Genomic DNA, 20851 nt, shown 5'->3' on the forward strand with positions numbered 1-20851 from the left:
GCTATTGCTGCTATCCAGCCCAAGCCGACGTTCCAACTCGGCAACCCGCGCCGTCAGCACTGCGTTCTGCTGCTCCAGCATCCGGTTGCGCGCCTGCAACTCGCCAATTAGGGCCAGAAGACCTTCCTCGGACAACGATGGGGGTGGCGGCGTCATCCTTCCTTGACTCACAAACCTCCCAGATCGGTCAAGAGGTCAAGGTCCTCCTGGGCAGTTACGCGCAGCGAAGCAATCCAGGGCCGTTTGGCGTGGCCCCTGGATTGCTTCGTCGGCTTCGCCTCCTCGCAATGACGGCTCTTTTGCGCCGCCCTCACTGGACCGCCGACAGGAAGCGGTCCAGCCGCAGGCCGGCGGGCCAGGTCCAGACCGGCTGCGAGGCGCGGCCGAGATCCCAGGACGCAACGATGACCTCGGCCTTGCCGACCAGGTCGCCGACCGGCAGCAGCCCGACGCCGCCGGCGCTGACCGGCAGCCTGCTGTCGGCCGAGTTGTCGCGGTTGTCGCCCATGACGAAGAGATCGCCGGGCGGCACCGTCACCTCCGCCATCTCGTCCAGCGGCCCGCGGGCGTAGAGCTTGAAGATCGGGTGGCTGACCCCGCCGGGCAGGGTCTCGATCGCGCGGATGGCAGGCACGCTCGCGCCGTCGCCGTGCTCCACCCTGCCCTCGCCGTCCGGCCGCAGCCCGACCGGCTCGCCATTGATCCACAGCCGCCCGTCCCGCATCGCGACGCGGTCGCCCGGCAGCCCGATCACCCGCTTGACCCAGGTCTGCGACGGGTCGCCCGGCCAGCGGAAGACAACGACGTCGCCGCGCGCCGGCATCCGGCCCAGCACCCGGCCGCTCTCGGGCAGGGTCAGGCCGAAGGGCAGCGAGGCGGCGCTGTAGCCATAGCTGAACTTGGTGGCGACCAGCTCGTCGCCGATCTGCAGCGTCGGCTCCATCGAGCCCGAGGGGACATAGAAGGGCTCGGCGATGGCGGTCTTGCCGGCGGCGATCACCAGCAGCAGCACTGCCAGCTCGCCGGCGCCGCGCAGCCAGCGCCGGGCGGTTCCACCAGTCTTCGATGCCGTGTCGGTCGCCATGGCATACCTCCGATGCCGCCGACCTTCGCGCCGAGCCCCGCGCCGGACAAGTTAAGTCTGGGACATGATCCATCAGGTGCCCAGGCTGATGCCGCCGTCGCAGACCAGGGTATGGCCGGTCATGTAGCCGTTGCCGATGACGAAGGCGATGGCCGCCGCCACCTCCTCCGCCCGGCCGGGCCGGCCGACCGGGATCTTCTCGGCATAGGCGGCGAAGGTCGCCTGCTTCTGATCCTGCGGCAGGAAGTCCCACCAGGGCGTGTCGATCAGACCGGGCGAGACGGCATTGACCCGCAGCGGCTTGAGCTCGGCGGCGAGGATCCGGGCCACGGTCTCGATTGCGCCGTTGATCGCGGCTACGCCGGCCAGGCCGGGCGTCGCCATCCGGGCGCTGACGGCGGAGACGAAGGTCATCGACCCGTCCCGGCGCAGCTGCGGCAGCGCCGCCTGGGCGCAGGCGAGATGGGCCCAGAATTTGCCTTCGAAGGCCTGGCGGAATGTCGCCAGGTCCAGCTCGGCGAAAGGCCCGAGCACGCCCTGGCTGCCGCCGAGGGCGAGGACGAGATGGTCGAAACTGCCGACCTGTTCGAAGGCGGCGGCGACCGAGGCCGGATCGCTGGCGTCGAGGACCACGGTCACGAGCGTCCCGCCGGCTTCGGCCGCCGCGGCGGCCAGCTTGGCCGGATCCCGGCCGGCGATGGTGACGCGCAGGCCGTCGGCCGACAGCCGCCTGGCCGTGGCCAGGCCGATTCCCGACGACCCGCCGATGACGAAGGCATGGCTCTGCTGTGCGGACATGGAGATCTCCATCCGTTGGTGACTGCGATGATGTGTGGGGAAGAAGGGGGCTAGGCCGGCCCGATCCCGGTCAGGCGCTCGCTCAGGATGCGCAGCCGTTCCCGTGCCCGCGGATCCTCGGCCTGGGCCAGCGGGCGCGACGGCCGCCGGCCATTGAAATAGACGCCGCTCCGGCCCTCCAGCTCGGGCGAGGCCGCAAGCGCCAGGATCGCCTCGCCGCCCTCCTCGACCGTGCTGATCGGGTGCGTGCCGCTCTGCCGCACCATGGTGGTGTCCATATAGGTCGCCGGATGCAGGCAGGTCGCGGTGACGCCGCTGCCCTTCAGCTCTTCGGCCAGGTCGAAGGTGGACAGGATCTGCGCCAGCTTGCTTTGGCAATAGGCGCGGACGCCGCTGTAGCCGCGGGTCAGCATGACGTCGTCGAAATCGATCGCCTGCTGCCCGGCCGAGGCGACATTGACGATCCGGGCAGGCGCGCCACGCCGCAGGGCCGGCAGCAGCAGCCGGGTCAGCAGGAAGCCGGCAAGATAGTTCACGGCGAAGCGCAGCTCGTGGCCGTCGGCGCTGGTCTCGCGGCGGCTGGGGTCTGGCCCGGTGCCGATGCCGGCGTTGTTGATCAGCCCGTCGAGCCGGTCGTGCCGCGCCAGGACCGCCTCGGCCAGGCGCCGTACCTCGGCCAGAGAGGACAGGTCCGCCGGCAGGAACTCGGCGCTGCCGCCCTCGGCCCGGATCGCCTCCAGCGCCGCCTGGCCGCGCTCCTGGCTGCGGCCGTGCAGCAGCACATGCGTGCCATCGGCCGCCAGTCGGCGGGCGACCCAGCGCCCAACGCCATCGGTCGAGCCGGTGATCAGGATGGTCTTGCCGTTCAGGGCCATGCCGCAGGCTCCTCTGCCTCGTCCGTCCACGGGAAGATGGACGCTGTGACATCAGTTAAACAGGACCGGCTTTATCCTGGTATCGATACTGATATGCTGAGGGCATGACGGTGATCGATCCGGCCCCCGATGCGGGGCGGCGGCGCGAATTGGGCGCCTTCCTGCGGTCGCGGCGCGAGCGGTTGGCGCCGTGCGACGTCGGCCTGCCCGACGGATCGCGGCGGCGGACGCCGGGCCTGCGGCGGGAGGAAGTGGCGCTGCTCGGCGGCGTCGGCACCACCTGGTACAGCTGGCTGGAGCAGGGGCGCGACGTGCGGCCTTCCGCCGAGACGCTGTCGGCGCTGGCCCGCGCCCTGCGGCTGGACGCGGCCGAACGGCGGCACCTGTTCGTTCTGGCCTGCCGGCCGGCGCCGGAGGAGCGGACGCAGGCGCCGGAGCAGGTGGGTGAGCCGCTGCGCCGGATGCTCGACTGCCTGACCGACCAGCCGGCCCAGGTTCTGGGGCGGCGCTGGGACGTGCTGGCCTGGAACCGCGCGGCCGAGCTCGTGTTCGGCGACTACGGCGCGCTGGAAGGCGATGCGCGCAACACCATGAGCCTGATCTTCACCGATCCGGGGCACCGGCGGCTGCTGACGGATTGGGAGGCGGTAGCGCGGGCGGCGCTGGCCCAATTCCGGGCCGACAGTGCCAAATACGCCGGCGACCCGGAGTTCGAGCGATTGGTCGCGCATCTGACGCGAGAGAGCCCTGAGTTCCGGGAATGGTGGCCGCGGCACGAGGTGCTGCCGCATCTGTCTGGCCATAAGCGCATCCGCCACCCGGCGGCCGGCCCGATGGTGTTCGAGCACACCGCCATGCGCTTCGACGACGGCACCGACCGGCGGATGGTCGTCTATGTGCCGCTGGCCGAGTCCGACACTATCGCCAAGCTGGCGCGGCTGCTGCACGCTGAAGCCCTGGCTGCCGAGTAGGCAGGACAGGTTGGTTCCATGTTCCCGTCATTGCCGGATCAAGCCCACGGCTGTCCGGTTAAGCTCTTCAGGTTGCAGATCCAGGGGCTGAACTAAACTTTTATTGTCATTGCCGGGCTTGACCCGGCAATCCAGGGGCCATCGAGAACTGCTTTGAAAGTCCCTGGATCCTCGGGTCAAGCCCGAGGATGACAATCAAATTGAATGTCGACCCAAGATAAACACGCTTTAGTTGCGATTTTGCTCAACCGGACCGCCGTGGGTCAAGCCCGGCAATGACGGGAGGAGGCGTGGAGAGACGTGCCCCTCACTCGTCCCAGGACGCCAGCCCGAGCAGCCTCTCGCCGAGTGGCGTGAGCTTGGCGCGCTCGTAGCGGGTCTTCTCCCATTCGCGCGGGTCGCCGGGGAAGGCGTAGCCCTGCGGCGGCTCGCGGTCGCGCCAGGACTGGATGCGCCAGTCGCGCAGCTGGGCGTTGCCCTCGTCGGCCGGGGTCATCGAGATGTACTGCGCCATCCGCACCCGGTCGTGCGACCGGTTCGGCCGGATGCCGTGGGCCAGCAGGCTGTTGAAGATCAGCAGGTCGCCGGCCTTCATGGTGACGTTCCGGATCTCGAAGCCGGTGGTGTCCGGCGCCCAGGGGTTGCGGTCGGCCGGCTGGGTCTCGCGCCAGGTCTCCAGCGTCCGGAACAGCTCCGGCACGCATTGGAAGCCGCCCATCTCCGGGTCGGTGTCGACCAGCGACAGCACGCCCTGGCAGTTCACCGGCAGCGGCGTCAGCGAGGTGTCGGCGTCCCAGTGGATGAAGCCGTTGAAGCCGCGCGCCTGGCGGTTCGGCGGGTTCAGGTTGGCGCGGTCGATCGTGACCCACAGCCGCTCGGTGTCCCAGATGTCGACGAAGGCGTCGTACACACGGCTGTGCTGGCGGTTGTCCCACAGCAGCTGGTGGTTGTAGATCTCGACCATGCCGCTGTTGTTCAGCTCCTTCATCGCATGGTCGCGCAGTTGCGGCTTCACCCAGCTCTCCGGATCCTTCGGATCCATCTCCTGGAACTCCCACAGCAGGTCCCGCGTGCGCTGGACGTTCTCGGCCGGAACCGCGTTGGGGACGACGACATAGCCCCAGGTGATCCAGTGCCTCCAATCGTCCTCGGACAGGACGCGCAGCGGCCGCGTCTTCTCGATGTCCTTGAGCTGGGTGTCGTAGGTGTAGGAGACCGAGGCGTTGCCCGGCCGGTTGTCCCCGTATTGATAGCGGTCCATCTCGGCGTTTCCCCTGAGCGGTGCGGCGTTCGGCCGTCCATGTCCGCAACTGTAGCGCCGTCCGGCCTCGCCATGTTGGCGCCGCCTGCCGAAAACTGATACTGGAGTCGCGTCGGGCGGCAACCGAGCTGCCCCTGCGTATCAGTTCTCGCCATGCAGCCGATCTTCGAGAAGGTGACAGTCCCGGGGGATGCGTCCTGGACGCTGCTGAACCGGCGGCTGGACGACGCCATCCCGTTCGAATGGCACTACCACCCGGAATTCGAGCTGACGCTGACCCTGAACAGCCGCGGCCAGCGCCATGTCGGCGACCATCTCGGCCAGTATGACGACGGCGACCTGGTGCTGGTCGGCCCGAACCTGCCGCACACCTGGTGCTCGCGCGAGCGGATCGACCCGGTCCGGCCGCATATCGCCCTGGTGATGTGGTTCTCGCCGGACTGGGCGGCGCGGCTGGTCGGCTCCCTGGCCGAGCTGCGGCCGGTGGCGCGCCTGCTCGACGAGGCCGGGCGCGGCCTTGCCTTCTCCGCCGAGGCCGCCGCGGCAGTGCGTCCGACGATCGAGGCGATGCCGGATCTCGACCCCGCCGGCCGGCTGTTGCGGCTGATCGAGGTGCTGACCGCCCTGGCGCGGGACGAGGGCCGGGCACCGCTGGCCGCCCCGGCCCCGCTGCCGGCCGCCGTGGCGGCGCCGGAACAGGCGCGGATCGACCGGGTGCTGAACCACATCCATGGCCACTACCGCGACGAGATCCCGATCGCGGCGCTGACCGGCCTGGCCTGCCTCAGCCCCTCGGCCTTCCACCGCTTCTTCCGCCGGCACACCCGGCTGACCGTGTCGCGCTATGTCGCCCAGCTGCGCATCGGCCAAGCCTGCTCGCTGCTGATCAACAGCGACCGGCCCATCGCCCATGTCGCCGACGAGGTCGGCTATCCCAACATCGCCAATTTCAACCGCCAGTTCCGGGCGCTGAAGGCCATGACCCCACGCGAGTTCCGCCGCAGCTTCCGGGGGTGAGGTGAGGTCAGCCCGGCGCGGAAGGAACGCTGTCGAAAGTCGCCTCGAGGCGACAAGCCGACGCATGACCAGGATGGATGCAGGTGTTTGGGGCGTCTAAAGTCGATGGTGACCTCAGCCCAGAGGTGTCCCCTTCCACCGCGAGGACGCAGATGGCCACTCCTCTCAAGACGCGGCTCCCGAAGAATTTCGAAGATCTGCTCAAGACGGGCGATCTTGCGGAGCTGAAGGTGGTCTTCGAGACCTGCGATCTGAATGCCCGCGGCGGGTACGACCAGCAAACAGCGCTCGCCTTTGTGGATTGTCCCGATGAGCTGGCCCGCTGGTTGGCCGCCCAGGGCGCCGATCTTTCAGCCGCCGACAGCCACGGCGACACACCTTTGCATGCGCGGTCGCGCGCCTGGCGGGGCCGTATCGAGGTTCTGCTGGAGCTGGGGGCCGATGTCCACAATGACCGCCCGTCGGTCGGCACGCCGCTGCATGCGGCGGCGGCATCCCACATTCCCCCCAATGCTCGCCTGCTGCTGGAGCACGGCGCCCAGGTCGATGCCCGCAACCAGGCGGGCCTCACTCCCCTGGAACTGGCCCTGCAGCAGTGTAGCAATGCGGTGCTGGAGCGGATGACGCCCCTCGCGGAAGTCCTTCTGGCCGCCGGCGCCGGCAGGACCGAACGGATGAAGGGCTTCGTCGAGGAGATCGGCAATCGCTTCGAATTTCACCGCGGCAACTTCAACCCGGAGTCGGTCGAGGCCGCCAGCGCCGCTCTCGCTCGGCTGTATGAGCTGTTCGACGTCGCGCCCGTGCCTCGCCGCGCCCTGCATGACGGCAAGTCCACGGTCGTCGTCAAGGCGACCCGCTGGCAGGACCAGCACCGGGAATTGTGGAACTTGCTGGTACCAGGCAGCGGCCCCGCGGCCACGGTGCAGGGAGAAGTGGTGCGGATCGTCGGGCGCATCTCCAACGAACTCGACGGCAATGGCGGCGCCAACTGGGATGGAGAATATGGCAGGATGGCCGACGCCTATCTGCGCCATGTCCAGACCGGCAATCCCCTGCCCGACCACGAGATCCGGGAAGTCGCCGCGATCGTCGCCCGGGTCAAGGCCAACTTCGGCAACCCGGCGCGCTTGGTCGAGCTGGCGGTCGCCTGGGTGCTGGCGAACCCGAAACCAATCAAGCTCGCGCCCCCGCCCTATAGGCGCTAGCCACCGCACGGATCGGATCTGCACATCGCGAGCCCGATCAACAGCGACCGGCCAATCGCCCATGTCGCGGACGAGGTCGGCTATCCCAACATCGCCAATTTCAACCGCCAGTTCCGCGCGCTGAAGGCGATGACCCCGCGCGAGTTCCGCCGCAGCTTTCGGGGGTCAGATCGCCCCACGTGACTCGGTTTGGAATGGTGGAAGTCGACGATTGAATCGATAGAATGCCGCATCATGAATGATGAGCCGCGTCATCGGTCTTACGGCACCCCAATGAGTGAGTGGATCTCGCTTGTTGGGGAGCTGGACGTCGACGCCGTGGGGTTTTGGCAGATCGTCCCGGCTGGTCGTAGTGAGTTCGGGCTCGAAGGAGCTGCGCTCGTCGACTTCATCAAGCGCAGCCTCCTGGCGCACTTCGCATATGGAGCGCGCCCAGTAAGGCACGTCCCTGGCAGCGGATATCTATGGACGGTGCAGCCCCAATACGGTGACGAGCCCGAGCCAATGGCAGAGGCTATTATAGCCGAATGGGACGCCGGTGGCCGGCCCGACCCCGATCCTGGTGGCCTTTGGCTCGCTATACCGGCAATCTACTTGCAGCGTTGCTAAACCGCAAAGGTCAGAGGTGGCCCAGCTTGGCCCCCTCACCCGATCGCCTTCGTCATCTCCACCCAGGTCGGCCGGTCATAGCCCGGATGGGCGTGCAGCGCCCCCTCGACGAAGCCGAGCGACGCGAAGAAGCGGCGGTTGTCGTCCAGCGCCAGGCGGACGCCGAGCGTCAGCCGCGCTCCGCCCAAGCGCCGCGCCTCATCCTCGGCCGCCGCCATCAGCGCCCGGCCGACGCCGCCGCGGCGGTGCGCGCCGGCCACCRCGACCCGGCCGACATAGATGTCGCAGCCCTCGCGCCGCTGCAGGAACAGGCAGCCGACCACCGCCCCGCCCGCCTCGGCCACCAGCCMGAGCTCGCGGCCCAGCAGCACGGCGATGGTCTCCGGCGTCTCGCGCACCGCGCTGGGCGGCGGGTCGAGCCGGTCGAGATAGTCCGCGAAGGCGCCGCGGATCAGCGCCACCACCGCCGCGATCTCCGCCGAGTCGCCGCGCATCGGCCGGACCGTCACCCCTGATCCGGGCGCCGCGCCGCCGCCCTGCCTCGTCTTCGCCATGGAAAAGCCCCGAGTCGCCTGCCCCATTATGCAGTGCCAGAATGCGGCCGGCGGAGACAGCCCCGCCCACGGCAGAATTGAAGGGGGAGACCATGACTCATCGCATGACAGCGGGCGTCGCGACCTTGGCCGCACTGCTTGCGGCGACGCCGGCCTGGGCCCAGAGCGGCAATCGCGGCCTGCAGACCGTGACCGACGGCGCCAAGGTCACCGGCCATATGACCATCGATTTCAACTCGCGCAGCGTCCGCAACAGCAACGGCCTCGACGTCTACACCATCGAGGCCCTGACGGTGGCGGATCTGATGGCCTATGCCGGCTCGGCCCAGCGCAAGCCGGAGGACACCATCACTTACAGCCTGAGGATGGACGTCAATAACCCGGCGAATCCGAGCCAGATAGCCAAGGAAGTGGCCATCATGCGCGGCGAGACGCCGATCGACGAGGGCGGGCGCTACCAGCCCGAATCCGGCAACCTGCGGCTCGACATCGTCAAGGGCCAGCAGTCCAGCGGCAAGTTCGGCGGCGTCATCCAGGGCCGCGAGGTCACCCGCTGGTGGGAGCTGGGCGAGCAGATCAACCGCGCCTCGAAGGCGGCGGACAAGCTGTATTCCCGCACCGTCAACGGCAAGGTGGTGACGATCCAGGTCAAGAACCCGGATCCGCTGGCCTTCCAGGGGCTGGTGCTGGCGCCGGGCCCGCTATCGTTCCTGCCGCAGACCCGGGTGTCGGGCAATCTCGACTATGACTACGAGCTCGGCAACTGGCTGACCGACAATAACGGCATCACCTTCCAGTATGCCATCGGCAACCAGGCCTATACCGACAAGGTCACCGGCTCGATCCGCTTCGTGGAGGAGGAGGGCAGCTTCACCGACGCCAAGGGCCAGAGCCGCAACTACACCGGCTATTACGACTACAATCTCCGCTTCAACGAGCCGGTGGTGAAGCCGGAAGAAGCGTTCTTCGGCGGCGAGAACAACGACGCCGATGTCGATGCCTTCTTCGGCACGGTCGAGCAGAACCAGGCCGGGCTGTACGGCCGGATCTACTATGCCGACGGCGAGGATGGCTGCAAGCGCGAGAAGGACGAATCGGGCCAGATGAAATGCGTCGGCCCGACCCGGTCGGAGGTCTACTGGGACCTGAAGCCGGTCAAGCTGACCTACAGCCAGCTCGGCAACTGGTTCAAGCTCGAGCCGCTGATGATCGGGCCGTTCAACGACGAGTGAGCTGTCAGCCGTCCCTCCCTCCTGTCATTGCCGGGCGTGACCCAGCAATGACAGGAGGTCTCGACAGCCTCTGGATGCCCGGGTCGAGCCCGTGGCTGTCCGGTTGAGCAGAAGTCGCAAGCAGATCGTGTTTATCTTGGGTCGGTATTTTATTTAATTGTCATCCTCGGGCTTGACCCGAGGATCCAGGGGCTTTCAGAGCGGCTCTCCGTGGCCCCTGGATTGCCGGGTCAAGCCCGGCAATGACAATAAAGGTTTAGTTCAGTACCTGGATCTGCAACCCGAAAAGCCCAACCGGACACTTGGGCTTGACCCGAGGATGACAGGAACAGGGCACAAGCCTTCCCTACCCCGGCAGCGCCCCGGCGTCGTGGCCGCCATGGCCGTCATGGTGCTCGTCGCCGCCAGCCGAGGACACCTCGACCTCGCGGAACCGCACCCGGTTCTGCCGCGCCACGGTGGCGCGGCGCAGATCGTCCAGCTTGGCGTCGGGCTCGGCGATCGGGCCGATCAGGATGTTCGGCGCCGACTGGTCGCGCGTGGTCAGCCCGACCGTGCCCAGCCCCAGCACCATCCATTGCAGCGGCCGTGACAGCGAGAAGTCGCGCACCCGGAACAGCTCGACCTCCTCGCGCTTCCGCACCAGCAGGCCGGAGCGGATGATCAGCCGCTCGGTCGTCAGCTCGTAGCTGGTCAGCCACCGCCACGCGGTCCAGACCAGGGCCAGCACGATCGGAATCGCGGCCAGCGGGCCGGCCAGCAGGCCCAGCAGCACCGCCAGCACGATGGCGACGATCCAGCCATACAGGCTGGCCCGCAGCGAGGTGCGGATCTTCCAGATCGTGCTTTCGCCGGCGACCGCCGCCGCTGCGTCCTGGGTGGTCTCGGCCATCTTGGTCCCCCTTGGCTGATGCCGGAGCGAAGGGTACGGTCGAACCGAGCGCCCGTCCATGGCGGTTCTGGGCGGAGGAGTACGGCCATGAGCTGGCAGCCGACCCGCGATCCCGTCACCGGCGAGACGCCCTGCCCCCTGATCGAGACCGTGGTGATCCCGCGCACCGCCGATATCGGCGGCTTCGAGGTGCGGCGCGCCGTGCCGTCGATGCAGAAGCGCTCGGTCGGCCCCTTCGTCTTCATCGACGAGTTCGGCCCAACCCTGTTCGGCGCCGGCGACGGCATCGACGTGCCGCCGCATCCGCATATCGGCTTGGCCACCGTGACCTATCTGTTCGCCGGCGAGCAGACCCATCGCGACAGCCTGGGCACGCGCCAGCTGATCCGCCCCGGCGACGTCAACTGGATGACCGCCGGCCGCGGCATCGCCCATTCCGAGCGCACGCCGCCGGCCCTGCGCACCACCGGGTCGACCCTGTTCGGGGTGCAGACCTGGGTCGCCCTGCCGGCCGCTCACGAGGAAGTGGCCCCCAGCTTCGCCCATCACGGCATCGACGACCTGCCGGTGATCGAGGATGCCGGCACGTCGGTGCGGCTGATCGTCGGCTCGGCCTATGGCGCGCGCTCGCCGGTCGCCACCTTCTCCGAAACGCTGTATCTCGATGCGGCGCTGCAGGCCGGGGCCGTGCTGCCGCTGCCGGCGGAGCATGAGGAGCGGGCGGTCTATGTCGTCTCCGGCCGGGTCCGGATCGGCGGCGACGATTTTGCGCCGCAGCGCCTGCTGGTGCTGCGGCCCGGCGACATGGTCTCGATCGAGGCGCTGGAGGAGACCCGACTGCTGGTGTTCGGCGGCGAGCCGCTCGACGGCCCGCGCAAGCTGTGGTGGAACTTCGTCGCCCGCAGCCGCGAGCGCATCGAACAGGCTAAAGACGACTGGCGCGAAGGCCGCTTCGGCACCATCCCGGACGAGACCGAGCGGCTGCCGCTGCCGGAAAGGTGAGGCGCGCCTTTGCCGCGTAGGTTGGGTTCGCGCTGGCGAACCCAACATTCCGACGCCGTGCCCGCGGCACCACGTTGGGTTCGCCATGCGAACCAACCTACGCCCCAGACGAATCCTCGCGCAGATGCTCCACCAGCCGACGTGCATGCACCGGCAGGGCGTCGAGGGACCGGACACAGATCGACAGCCGGCGCAGCGCCCAGGGGTCGGACAGCGGCACGGCGCGGATCGCCATGCTGCGGCGGCAGCGCCGGGCCGCCGTCTCCGGCACCACTGCCAGGCCGACACCCTGCTCGACCATCCGGCACACCGCATCGAAGCCGCCGAGCCGGACCCGCAGCGTGAGCGGCCGGCCCGCCCGCGCGGCGTGGCGGGCGAGATGGTCCTGCAACGCGCTGCCGGGGCTTAGGCCGACGAAATCCTCGCCCAGCACCTCGGCGAAAGCGATGCGGCGCCGGGCCGCCAGCGGGTGGCGGCGCGGCACCGCGAGCACCAGCCGGTCGATCCGGAACGGGATGCGCTCCAGCCCTCCGCCGCCATCCGCCGCGCCCCCGTCGGCCATGTCCGCGACGATGCCGAGATCGGCCAGCCCGGCGGCCACCGCCTCGATGATGGCGTGGCTCGGCCGCTCCTCCAGGTCGATGTCGATCCGGGGGTGGGCGGCCAGCCATCCGGCCAGCGGCTTCGGCAGGAACTCGGTCACCGCCGCCGTGTTGCCGAGGATGCGGACATGGCCCTTGAGGCCGCGGGCATAGTCGCCGAGCTCGCCGCGCATCCGCTCGATCTGCTGCAGCACCAGCCGGGCGTGATGCAGCACCGCCTCACCGGCCGGGGTCGGCACCACGCCGCGCCGGCCGCGCCGCATCAGCGCCGTGCCGGACGCCGCCTCCATGCCGCGGATGCGGGCGCTGGCCGAGGCCAGGGCCAGTGCTGAGCGCTCGGCGCCGGCGGTGATGCTGCCGGCCTCGGCGACATGCAGGAACAGGCGCAGATCGGTCAGGTCGAAGCGCATCGGCGGGTCCTCCGGCACGGCCAGCCTTCGTCGCGGCCGAAGGCTGGCTGCGTTCCTCCCACATTGTCGCCGGCGCCGGCGCCGGGCAAGCTCCGGCAATGATCGATCCGTTTTTCCTCCTCGTCGCCCTCACCTTCCTGCTCGCCGGCTTCGTCAAGGGCATGGTCGGGCTGGGCCTGCCGACGGTGGCGATGGGGCTGCTCGGCCTGGCCATGGCGCCGGCCCAGGCGGCGGCGCTGCTGGTGGTGCCGTCGCTGGTGACCAATCTCTGGCAGCTCTTCGCCGGGCCGCGCTTCGGCGGCCTGCTGCGCCGGCTGTGGCCGATGATGGCCGGGATCTGCCTCGGCACCTGGGCCGGGACCGGTCTGCTGATCGATGCAGGGGCCGAGCACGCCACCATCGCCCTCGGCGCCGCCCTGGTGCTCTACGCCGCGATCGGCCTGGCCGGGCCGCGCTTCTCGGTGCCCGCCCGGACGGAGCGCTGGTGGTCGGGCCCGATCGGCGCCGCCACCGGCCTGGTCACCGCCGCCACCGGAGTCTTCGTCATCCCGGCGGTGCCGTTCCTGCAGGCGCTGGGGCTGGAGAAGGAGGACCTGATCCAGGCGCTGGGCCTGTCCTTCACCGTCTCGACCCTGGCGCTGGCCGCCGGCCTGGCGCGCGACGGCGCGTTCCCGCTGGCCGCCGCCGGCACCTCGCTGCTGGCCCTGGTCCCGGCGCTGCTCGGCATGGCCGCCGGGCAGTGGCTGCGGCTGCAGGTCCGGCCGGAGGTGTTCCGGCGCTGGTTCTTCCTCGGCCTGCTGCTGCTCGGCCTCGACCTGGCGCTGCGGCCGCTGCTGTGAGCTACCGGTATAGATCGAGCCTCAGGGCGTAGTAGCAGTCGATGGCGTTGCCATAGGTGTAGGAGGCGACGCGTCCGCCGGCATCGAAGCCGAAGCCGAGGAGGCAGGTCCAATGGTCGGTCGAGGCCGAGATCCAGGGGCCGTCGACCTGTGTGGTCCTGGTCTCGCTGTAGCTGCGCAGCCAGCCGTCACGGGTATAGTACAGGCCGTTCACGGTCTCGGTCTGCGGGATCGACATGTGGTAGCCGCCACTTTCCGTCTCCCGGGACTGCCTGAACGTGACGTAGCGAAGCCCGTTCCGGCGGATGGAGTCACTGGTCGGCGTGCCGAAGACGCCGATCAAGGCCTGCTTCGGCATGCCGATAAAGCCGTCCAGCTTTTCGCTGACGAGATCTTCCTTGCTCGCGGCACAGGCGGCGAGCAGCAACACACCGAGAAGGGCGAAGCCCAGTCGGAGGCGAGGCATCTCTATCGACCCTGGGTTGGGATGACCGATAGCTGCAACTATAAATGGATCTTTATAAAATAGCAACATATGAACGTTGCGCAATCCAAAAGGGAAATCCAACCTGCTATTCCGGCGCGACGCAGCCGTCGCCGACATAGGCGTAGCTGGCGACGCGGTTGGCGGCGTCGAAGTAGAAGGTGGTCAGGCAGCGCCGGTCGACCGTGTAGGGCGGCACGTACTGGTCGTCATAGACGGTCCGCGTCTCCTTGTAGCGGTGCTTGTCGCCGTCGTCGTCGCGATAGGTGCCGCGGACGAGCTCGGTGCGGGGCACGCTGTTGACGTAGCCGCCGCCCCGCTCCACCCAGGACAGGTTGAACTGGGCATAGCGCCGCCCGTCCTCGGTCCGGCCCTCATAGATCGGCGGGCCGTAGCGGACGATCAACTGGTCCTTCGGCTGGCCTTTCAGCTGGTCCAGCCCCTTGCGGAAACCTGCCTCCGTGGCGCAGGCGGCCAGCAGCAGCGCCCCGGCCAGAAGGGCCGCCAGGGCGCGGAATCGCGCAGTCATTCCGGTCTCGATGCCAGTGTCTCTCCCGCCGGCGATGGCACCATCCCGTCGTGGCGGAATGAAGGCGCTACAACGGCAGGTTGTCGTGCTTCTTCCAGGGATTCTCGAGCTTCTTGCCGGCCAGCATCGCCAGCGCCTTGCAGATCCGCCGGCGGGTGTTGTGCGGCATGATCACGTCGTCGACATAGCCGCGGGCTGCGGCGACGAAGGGGTTGGCGAATTTCTGGCGGTATTCCTCGGTCCGCGCCGCGATCTTCTCGGCATCGCCGATATCCGCCCGGAAGATGATCTCGACCGCGCCCTTCGGCCCCATCACCGCGATCTCCGCGGTCGGCCAGGCATAGTTCAGGTCGCCTCGCAGATGCTTCGACGCCATCACGTCATAGGCGCCGCCATAGGCCTTGCGGGTGATCACCGTGACCTTCGGCACCGTCGCCTCGGCATAGGCGAACAGCAGCTTGGCGCCATGCTTGATGATGCCGCCGTACTCCTGGCTGGTGCCGGGCAGGAATCCAGGCACGTCGACAAAGGTGACGATCGGGATGTTGAAGGCGTCGCAGAAGCGGACGAAGCGTGCCGCCTTGCGGCTGGAATCGATGTCCAGGCAGCCGGCCAGCACCATCGGCTGGTTGGCGACGATGCCGACGGTGCGGCCCTGCATCCGCGCCATGCCGATGATGATGTTGCCGGCGAAGGCGGGCTGCAGCTCGAAGAAATCGCCCTCGTCCACCACCTTCCCGATCAGCTCCTTCATGTCGTAGGGCTTGTTCGGGTTGGCCGGGATCAGGGTGTCGAGCGACATCTCCGGCCGGTCGGCCGGGTCCTCGGTCGGGCGGATCGGCGCCGGCGACCGGTTCGAGGACGGCAGGAAGCCGACGAAGTCGCGCAGCCGCAGCAGCGCCTCGACATCGTCCTCGAAGGCCAGGTCGGCGACGCCGGATTTGGCAGTGTGGGTGACGGCGCCGCCGAGATCCTCGGCCGTCACCACCTCATGCGTCACCGTCTTCACCACATCCGGGCCGGTGACGAACATGTAGGAGCTGTCCTTCACCATGAAGATGAAGTCGGTCATCGCCGGCGAATACACCGCACCGCCGGCGCAGGGGCCCATGATCAGCGAGATCTGCGGCAYCACGCCCGAAGCCAGGACGTTGCGCTGGAACACCTCGGCATAGCCGCCGAGCGAGGCCACCCCCTCCTGGATCCGGGCGCCGCCCGAATCGTTCAGGCCGATCACCGGGGCGCCGACCTTCATCGCCTGGTCCATGACCTTGCAGATCTTCTCGGCATGCGCCTCGGACAGCGAGCCGCCGAACACCGTGAAGTCCTGGCTGAAGACGAAGACCAGCTTGCCGTCGACGGTGCCGAAGCCGGTGACCACGCCGTCGCCCGGCACCTTCTGCTCGGCCATGCCGAAATCCGGCGAGCGGTGCTCGACGAACATGTCCCATTCCTCGAAGGAGCCGGGGTCGAGGAAGATTTCGAGCCGCTCGCGCGCCGTCAGCTTGCCCTTGGCGTGCTGGGCCTCGACCCGCTTGCTGCCGCCGCCCAGGCGCGCCGCCGCGCGCTTCTTCTCGAGCACCTCAAGGATTTCGCGCATTCTCTCCCCGCGGATGTCCGCCAAGCGTCATCCGCCTGCAATAGCACGCGGCGCAGGGCTGGGCGAGATCGGGGCTTGCCAGCGCGGTAGGCCTTGGGTCCTGATATCGTCTGACGTTTCCGCGAGGACCCGCCATGAAGATCGACCCAATGATCGCCGGCTTCGCCGACGAGCTGACCGAATGGCGTCGGGACATCCACGCCCATCCCGAGCTGGGCTTCGAGGAGCAGCGCACCAGCGCCCTGGTGGCGGAGCGGCTGCGCGCCTTCGGCTGCGAGGTCGCGACCGGCATCGGCAAGACCGGCGTGGTCGGCACCCTTCGGGTCGGCAACAACCCGAAGGCGATCGCGTTGCGCGCCGACATGGACGCACTGCCGATGCAGGAGGCGAACGGCTTCGGCCACCGGTCGCAGACCGCGAACACCATGCATGCCTGCGGCCATGACGGCCACACCACCATGCTGCTGGGCGCCGCCCGCTACCTGGCCGCGACCCGGAACTTCGACGGCACGGTGCATTTCATCTTCCAGCCGGCCGAGGAGGGCCGCGGCGGAGCGCAGGCGATGATCGCCGACGGGCTGTTCGACCAGTTCCCGTGCGAGGCGGTGTTCGGCATGCACAATTTCCACACGCTGGATGCCGGCCGGGTCATGGTCCGTCCCGGCCCGACCATGTCCGGCGGCGGCATCTTCGACATCGAGATCACGGGGCGCGGCGCCCATGGCGCGCTGCCGGAGACCGGCATCGATCCGGTGGTGATCGCGGCGCATGTGGTGACGGCGCTGCAGAGCGTGGTGGCCCGCAACATCGCCGCCCTCGATTCCGCCGTGGTCAGCGTCACCCAGATCCATGCCGGCGACGCCTACAACGTCATCCCCGACACCGCCGTGCTGCGCGGCACCTTCCGCGCGCTGCGGATGGAGGTGCTGGAGGCGCTGAAGGCGCGGATCGAAACAATCGCCCGCGACGTCGCCACCGCCTTCGGCGGCCGGGCAACGCCGGATGTGCGGATCACGGTGATCCCGGTGCTCAACGACGCCGCCGAGACGGAATGGGTGGCCGAGGCCGCGGCGGATGCGCTGGGCGCCGACGCGGTCGACAGCAACGGCGCCATCGTCATGGCGTCGGAGGATTTCGCCTTCATGCTGGCGGAGAAGCCGGGCGCCTTCCTGTTCATCGGCAACGGCCGCGGCAGCGTGCCGGTGCACAACCCGCATTACGACTTCAACGACGAGATCCTGCCGGTYGGCGCCACGCTGTGGTCGCGGCTGGTGGAGACCCGGCTGAAGAAGGCAGGGTGAGCCTCACGTTTCGTCGCCGCCGATGTCGCCATGCGAGTGGCGGATCTGCAGGATCTGCACCCGGTCCGGCAGCTCGATCAGGAACTCCGGGTCGCGGTCCAGATGATGGATCGCCGTCGGGTCGCTGCCGGTAAACTGCGCCATCGCCTCGACGCTCTCCCAATAGGAGATGGTGACGAACTCGGTCTCGTCCGCGCGATCCTCGCGCAGGCACTGGACGCCCAGGGCCTTCTCGATCAGCGGCTTGATCCCGACCTCGTAATTATAGGCCTCGTATGCGTCGGCCCGCGCCCGCACCGTGCGGCCGCGCCAGATCCGGGCAATCATGGGTCGGCCGGCATCGCTATTCATCGTGTCGCTCCTTACTGGCCGTGCCGGGCTTCAGCCCCTTTAGATAGGTCGCCCGGCCGGATGCTCCAGTCAGTCCGCCGCCAGCGCGACCAGCCGGGCCGCGGCCTGCAGCTCGGCCTGCAGCCCGGCGCGCCGGGCCGTGGCCTCGGCCTCCTCGCCCCAGCGCTCGATCTGGAAGCTGGTGTCCAGCTCGGCCAGCTCGAAGGCCTCGTCGGCGTCGATCCGGCCGGCCAGCAGGGCCAGGCCGAGGACCAGCGAGCCGGTCAGCGCCGTGGCCTGGTGCAGCGCCGTCAGCCGCCAGTCGTCCTGCGCCGCGACCGCCGCGCGCAGCGCCGCCAGGCTGGCGTCCGGCTGCGCCTGGTGGACGATGCCGGAGGTCACGGCCAGCGGCGCGTCATGCGCGGTCATCGCCCAGTCGAGCAGCGGCTGCCAGGCGGCGGCCTGCCGCTCCACCAGCGCCGCCGGCGCCTCGGCCCGGTAGCACAGCAGGTCGCTGCCGCCATAGGGGGCGATGGTGTCGATGACCACCTGCCGGTTCGGCGCCGTCTTGTCGATCGTCGTCGCGGCCAGCTGCATCAGCGGCATGGAGGACGGGATCACCTTGTCGGCCTGCGCCTCCCATTCCGCCGCCACCGCCTCGGCCAGCGCCCGGCTGGGCAGGACGAGATCGGCCTTGGCCGGGCTCTTGATCGGCTTGCCGTCGAGGACGACGCCGAACCCGTCGCCGGCCGGCACCACACCCACGGTCTTGTAGAAGCGCTTCATCGTCCGGTCCTGTCGCTCTCCGCCCGCGCCGATATCGGCAATCGCAGCCGCCGATGCAACCCGTACCTTCCGTCGCCGCCGCGGGAATGCTACCGCGAAGCCACGATGCAGCTCGACCTGACCAACACCTCGATCATCCTCGCCGTCGCCCTGGCGGTGACGGCGGCCATGCTGGTGATGGACCGGCGCAAGCCGCCGCCGGGCGAGGTACGGCTGTTCCCGGTGATCCCGGTGATGATGGTGGCGGCGCTGGTGGTGATCCTGATGCTGGCGCATCTGGTCTCGCTGCTCACCGGCCACCCGCTCCAGGGCCGCAGCGGCTTCTGAGCCGCCGCGGCCCCGGGGAGACGGCTACTGCCCGTTCCAGGGCGTCAGCGCCTCGATCTTCAGCTTGCGCTGCTCCGCCGCCGGCAGTTTGTAGTCGCCCTTATATGGCGCCGATTCGAACGAGCCGTAGGTCGGGTTGGCAATCGCGATCCAGTCGCGGCCCCAATGGTCCTTGGCCGCCTCGAAGGCCTTCTGCCGCTCCTCCAGCGTGCCTTTGTAGGCGTCGCTGAAGTCGCCGAAATTGTCGCCGGCCAGCAGCAGGATCCGGTAGTCCTTGGCGATCACGGCGCGGCGCGTGCCCTTGACCGAGCCCCAATCCGGCTGCTCCTTGGCGCTGAGGAAGGTGTCGACATTGTCGCCCATCGGGAAGCCCAGCGCCTTCATGTGCTCGACCGTCGGCCCCTCCTCCTCCTTGGTCCGGTTGGTGACGTAGAACACCTTCACGCCCTTGGATGCCGCGTATTGGGTGAACTCGACCGCGCCGGGGATGGCGGTGTCGATCTTGGCGTTGACATATTTGGTCCAGGTCTTGGGGTCGAAGCCGGAGCCCTCGGCCACGTTGCGGGCCTGGTAGGGCGAGGTGTTCAGCAGCGTGTCGTCGACGTCCAGCACCACCGCCGGCGGAAGATTCTTGAAGTCGCCGGTCTGCTCGGCCGGCGCCGCGGTGCGGGACGGGTCGGCCAGCGCCTCGTCCAGCCGGAGGCGGGCCAGGGCATAGGCGCCGATCGCATTGGCCTGCGCCTCGACCGAGGTCTGGTCCCACAGCACGGCGTTCAGATTGTCGTCCGGACCGGGGGCCTGCTGCGCCTGCGCCGCGCCCGCCACAGCCATCATCGCCAGGGCCGAAGCCCATCCATACCGCATCATCCGAAGCCTCCGTTTGTTACAATTTCGTGACGACATTTGAGCAGGCCCGGACCGCGCGCGGCAACCCCCGTTCAGGCTTCGTATCGCGCGCCGCCCCGCCGTGTTAGGAGTGCGGGGCGCGACGAAGGGAGGACCGATGTACACGCTCTACGCCCAGCCCGGCACCGGCTCGACGCTCAGCGAGATCATGCTGACCCTCGCCGGCGTGCCCTTCGCCATCAAGTCGGTCGACGTCTTCGACAACCCGGCCGACCGCGAGATGCTGCAGCGCCTGAACCCGCTGACCCAGGTGCCGGTGCTGGTCCTGCCCGATGGCACGGTGATGACCGAGAGCGGGGCGATCACGCTGCACCTCGCCGATGTGGCGCCGGATTCCGGGCTGGCCCCGCCGCCCGACCACCCGGACCGGCCCGCCTTCCTGCGCCGGCTGGTGTTCATCGTTGCCGCGCTGTACCCGACCTGGGCCTATGGCGACGACCCCGGCCGCTGGGTCACCGGCGACCAGGCGAAGGCCGAGCTGCGCGCCTCGACCGACGAGCACCGTAAGGTGCTGTGGCGGCAGATGGAGGCGGCGGCGGGCACACCTTGGTTCCTCGGCCTCACCCGCTCCGCCATCGATGTCTATGTCGCGGTGATGAACCATTGGCGGCCGCGCAGCGAGTGGTTTGCCGCCGAATGCCCGAAGCTGTCGGCCATCGCCGGGCGGCTGCGCGCCGACCCGCAGCTGGCCGAGGTCTGGCAACGAAACGAAGGCTGAACCATCCGATCCCGATTCTGCGACCGAGGGGGCGTGACGTGAAGAAGCTGATCAACAATCCCCGCCATGTCCTGCGCGAGATGCTGGAAGGGTTCGTCGACCTGCATTCCGGCCTGGCCCTGCTGGAGGAGGAGGCGGTGGTGGTCCGCGCCGATCTGCCGGTGCCGGCCTCGCGCCCAATCGCGCTGTTATCCGGCGGCGGCAGCGGGCACGAGCCGGCCCATGCCGGCTATGTCGGCCCCGGCATGCTGGCAGGGGCCATCGCCGGCGACGTCTTCACCTCGCCCAGCGTCGACGCCGTGCTGGCCGGCATCCGCGCCGCCGCCGGCCCGCTGGGCGCGGTGCTGGTGGTCAAGAACTACACCGGCGACCGGCTGAACTTCGGCCTCGCCGCCGAGCTGGCGCAGGAAGAGGGCATCCCGGTCGAGACCGTGGTGGTGGCCGATGACGTGGCGTTGCGCGGCACGGTCGAGCCGGCGCGCCGCCGCGGCATCGCGGGCACGGTGCTGATCCACAAGC

General features: G+C 69.0%; 24 protein-coding genes and 1 pseudogene. 11 read left to right on the forward strand and 14 right to left on the reverse strand.

Going from position 1 to position 20851, the window contains the following annotated elements:
- From AB4Z01_RS32450 to AB4Z01_RS32465, 4 genes and pseudogenes are all read right to left on the reverse strand, one after another.
- Positions 1–156: pseudogene (locus AB4Z01_RS32450) on the reverse strand (IS66-like element ISBrsp5 family transposase); the annotation flags it as partial.
- 154 nt (positions 157–310) lie between these two features.
- Positions 311–1084: a signal peptidase I gene (gene lepB / locus AB4Z01_RS32455; RefSeq protein WP_441700448.1), complete on the reverse strand. Its 774-nt coding sequence runs from the start codon at positions 1082–1084 to the stop codon at positions 311–313.
- A gap of 72 nt (positions 1085–1156) precedes the next feature.
- Positions 1157–1882 carry an SDR family oxidoreductase gene (locus AB4Z01_RS32460; protein ID WP_441700450.1) on the reverse strand — a complete coding sequence of 242 codons (726 nt, stop codon included), beginning with the start codon at positions 1880–1882 and terminating at the stop codon, positions 1157–1159.
- Between the two features lie 50 nt (positions 1883–1932).
- Positions 1933–2757, reverse strand: coding sequence for an SDR family NAD(P)-dependent oxidoreductase (locus AB4Z01_RS32465; RefSeq protein WP_441700451.1), 825 nt, complete (start codon positions 2755–2757; stop codon positions 1933–1935).
- Between the two features lie 104 nt (positions 2758–2861).
- On the opposite strand from AB4Z01_RS32465, the gene AB4Z01_RS32470 reads away from it, so the two are divergent.
- The gene (locus tag AB4Z01_RS32470; RefSeq protein WP_441700452.1) at positions 2862–3728 is read left to right on the forward strand and encodes a helix-turn-helix transcriptional regulator; all 867 of its coding nucleotides are present in this window, start codon (positions 2862–2864) and stop codon (positions 3726–3728) included.
- Positions 3729–4035: 307 nt separating this feature from the next.
- On the opposite strand, the gene AB4Z01_RS32475 is transcribed toward AB4Z01_RS32470, so the two are convergent.
- A complete protein-coding gene (locus AB4Z01_RS32475; RefSeq protein ID WP_441700454.1) occupies positions 4036–4989 on the reverse strand; it encodes a phytanoyl-CoA dioxygenase family protein in 954 nt (317 codons plus the stop codon).
- Positions 4990–5142: 153 nt separating this feature from the next.
- On the opposite strand from AB4Z01_RS32475, the gene AB4Z01_RS32480 reads away from it, so the two are divergent.
- From AB4Z01_RS32480 to AB4Z01_RS32490, 3 genes are all read left to right on the forward strand, one after another.
- Positions 5143–6006 (forward strand): helix-turn-helix domain-containing protein, encoded by an 864-nt coding sequence (locus tag AB4Z01_RS32480; RefSeq protein WP_441700456.1) that lies wholly within the window; start codon positions 5143–5145, stop codon positions 6004–6006.
- Positions 6007–6158: 152 nt separating this feature from the next.
- The gene (locus tag AB4Z01_RS32485) at positions 6159–7211 is read left to right on the forward strand and encodes an ankyrin repeat domain-containing protein (protein WP_441700458.1); all 1053 of its coding nucleotides are present in this window, start codon (positions 6159–6161) and stop codon (positions 7209–7211) included.
- Between the two features lie 36 nt (positions 7212–7247).
- Positions 7248–7394 (forward strand): helix-turn-helix domain-containing protein, encoded by a 147-nt coding sequence (locus tag AB4Z01_RS32490; RefSeq protein WP_441700488.1) that lies wholly within the window; start codon positions 7248–7250, stop codon positions 7392–7394.
- A 461-nt stretch (positions 7395–7855) separates the two neighbouring features.
- Here AB4Z01_RS32490 and AB4Z01_RS32495 read toward each other — a convergent pair whose 3' ends face one another.
- Positions 7856–8374, reverse strand: coding sequence for a GNAT family N-acetyltransferase (locus AB4Z01_RS32495; protein ID WP_441700459.1), 519 nt, complete (start codon positions 8372–8374; stop codon positions 7856–7858).
- A gap of 104 nt (positions 8375–8478) precedes the next feature.
- Here AB4Z01_RS32495 and AB4Z01_RS32500 point away from each other — a divergent pair, with 104 nt between their 5' ends.
- Positions 8479–9606, forward strand: a complete 1128-nt coding sequence (locus tag AB4Z01_RS32500; protein WP_441700461.1) for a hypothetical protein — start codon at positions 8479–8481, stop codon at positions 9604–9606.
- A gap of 346 nt (positions 9607–9952) precedes the next feature.
- Here the strand turns inward: AB4Z01_RS32500 and AB4Z01_RS32505 are convergent, their stop codons facing one another.
- Complete coding sequence (locus AB4Z01_RS32505) at positions 9953–10498, reverse strand: PH domain-containing protein (RefSeq protein WP_441700463.1); 546 nt, start codon at positions 10496–10498, stop codon at positions 9953–9955.
- 87 nt (positions 10499–10585) lie between these two features.
- Here AB4Z01_RS32505 and AB4Z01_RS32510 point away from each other — a divergent pair, with 87 nt between their 5' ends.
- Positions 10586–11500, forward strand: a complete 915-nt coding sequence (locus AB4Z01_RS32510; protein ID WP_441700464.1) for a pirin family protein — start codon at positions 10586–10588, stop codon at positions 11498–11500.
- A gap of 97 nt (positions 11501–11597) precedes the next feature.
- Here AB4Z01_RS32510 and AB4Z01_RS32515 read toward each other — a convergent pair whose 3' ends face one another.
- A complete protein-coding gene (locus tag AB4Z01_RS32515) occupies positions 11598–12530 on the reverse strand; it encodes a LysR substrate-binding domain-containing protein (protein WP_441700466.1) in 933 nt (310 codons plus the stop codon).
- 80 nt (positions 12531–12610) lie between these two features.
- Here AB4Z01_RS32515 and AB4Z01_RS32520 point away from each other — a divergent pair, with 80 nt between their 5' ends.
- Positions 12611–13351, forward strand: a complete 741-nt coding sequence (locus tag AB4Z01_RS32520; RefSeq protein ID WP_441700468.1) for a sulfite exporter TauE/SafE family protein — start codon at positions 12611–12613, stop codon at positions 13349–13351.
- 1 nt (position 13352) lies between these two features.
- Here the strand turns inward: AB4Z01_RS32520 and AB4Z01_RS32525 are convergent, their stop codons facing one another.
- The 3 genes from AB4Z01_RS32525 to AB4Z01_RS32535 form a co-directional block, all read right to left on the reverse strand.
- The gene (locus AB4Z01_RS32525; RefSeq protein WP_441700470.1) at positions 13353–13817 is read right to left on the reverse strand and encodes a hypothetical protein; all 465 of its coding nucleotides are present in this window, start codon (positions 13815–13817) and stop codon (positions 13353–13355) included.
- A 106-nt stretch (positions 13818–13923) separates the two neighbouring features.
- On the reverse strand, positions 13924–14364 hold the full coding sequence (locus tag AB4Z01_RS32530) for a hypothetical protein (RefSeq protein ID WP_441700471.1): 441 nt from the start codon (positions 14362–14364) through the stop codon (positions 13924–13926).
- Between the two features lie 67 nt (positions 14365–14431).
- Entirely contained in the window at positions 14432–15964 is a 1533-nt protein-coding gene (locus AB4Z01_RS32535; protein WP_441700473.1) for an acyl-CoA carboxylase subunit beta, read from the reverse strand.
- Between the two features lie 134 nt (positions 15965–16098).
- Between AB4Z01_RS32535 and AB4Z01_RS32540 the strand changes: the two genes are divergently transcribed.
- Positions 16099–17265 carry a M20 aminoacylase family protein gene (locus tag AB4Z01_RS32540; RefSeq protein WP_441700475.1) on the forward strand — a complete coding sequence of 389 codons (1167 nt, stop codon included), beginning with the start codon at positions 16099–16101 and terminating at the stop codon, positions 17263–17265.
- A gap of 3 nt (positions 17266–17268) precedes the next feature.
- Here the strand turns inward: AB4Z01_RS32540 and AB4Z01_RS32545 are convergent, their stop codons facing one another.
- Together AB4Z01_RS32545 and AB4Z01_RS32550 are read right to left on the reverse strand one after the other, a co-directional pair.
- Complete coding sequence (locus tag AB4Z01_RS32545) at positions 17269–17616, reverse strand: antibiotic biosynthesis monooxygenase family protein (protein ID WP_441700477.1); 348 nt, start codon at positions 17614–17616, stop codon at positions 17269–17271.
- A 69-nt stretch (positions 17617–17685) separates the two neighbouring features.
- Positions 17686–18381: an ATP12 family chaperone protein gene (locus AB4Z01_RS32550; protein WP_441700478.1), complete on the reverse strand. Its 696-nt coding sequence runs from the start codon at positions 18379–18381 to the stop codon at positions 17686–17688.
- Positions 18382–18486: 105 nt separating this feature from the next.
- Between AB4Z01_RS32550 and AB4Z01_RS32555 the strand changes: the two genes are divergently transcribed.
- The gene (locus AB4Z01_RS32555) at positions 18487–18708 is read left to right on the forward strand and encodes a hypothetical protein (RefSeq protein ID WP_441700480.1); all 222 of its coding nucleotides are present in this window, start codon (positions 18487–18489) and stop codon (positions 18706–18708) included.
- 24 nt (positions 18709–18732) lie between these two features.
- Here AB4Z01_RS32555 and AB4Z01_RS32560 read toward each other — a convergent pair whose 3' ends face one another.
- Positions 18733–19575: a 5'-nucleotidase, lipoprotein e(P4) family gene (locus tag AB4Z01_RS32560; RefSeq protein ID WP_441700482.1), complete on the reverse strand. Its 843-nt coding sequence runs from the start codon at positions 19573–19575 to the stop codon at positions 18733–18735.
- Between the two features lie 136 nt (positions 19576–19711).
- Here AB4Z01_RS32560 and AB4Z01_RS32565 point away from each other — a divergent pair, with 136 nt between their 5' ends.
- Positions 19712–20332: a glutathione S-transferase family protein gene (locus AB4Z01_RS32565; protein WP_441700484.1), complete on the forward strand. Its 621-nt coding sequence runs from the start codon at positions 19712–19714 to the stop codon at positions 20330–20332.
- A 38-nt stretch (positions 20333–20370) separates the two neighbouring features.
- On the forward strand, positions 20371–20851 hold a 481-nt coding region (locus AB4Z01_RS32570), incomplete at its 3' end, for a dihydroxyacetone kinase subunit DhaK (RefSeq protein ID WP_441700486.1).

It is taken from the genome of Inquilinus sp. YAF38 (assembly GCF_052113205.1).
In the GTDB taxonomy this organism is placed as follows: domain Bacteria; phylum Pseudomonadota; class Alphaproteobacteria; order DSM-16000; family Inquilinaceae; genus Inquilinus.